1 pseudogene is annotated in these 241 nt (G+C 64.3%); it reads left to right on the top strand.

Annotated elements, in window-relative coordinates:
- A pseudogene (tldD, locus tag SB772_RS45000) lies at positions 1–241 on the top strand (metalloprotease TldD); the annotation flags it as partial.

Here is a 241-nt window from a genome sequence, read left to right as displayed (position 1 = left end):
ATGGCCGGCGTCTGGGAGCGCATCCTCGTGGCCTCCACCGATGGCAGCCTGGCCGCCGATGTACGGCCGCTGGTGCGTTTCAATGTGAGCGTGATCGTTGAACAAAACGGTCGCCGCGAGCGCGGTGGGCATGGCGGTGGCGGACGTACCGATTACCGTTATTTCCTCAGTGACGACCGCGCCATGGGCTACGCCCGTGAAGCGTTGCGTCAGGCACTGGTCAACCTGGAAGCCATTCCGG

Origin of the sequence: Paraburkholderia sp. SIMBA_030 (genome assembly GCF_046535245.1) — a bacterium.
Lineage (GTDB): Bacteria > Pseudomonadota > Gammaproteobacteria > Burkholderiales > Burkholderiaceae > Paraburkholderia.
The sequence above is the reverse complement of the archived record's forward strand: the minus strand, read 5'-3'. Positions and strand labels throughout refer to the sequence as shown.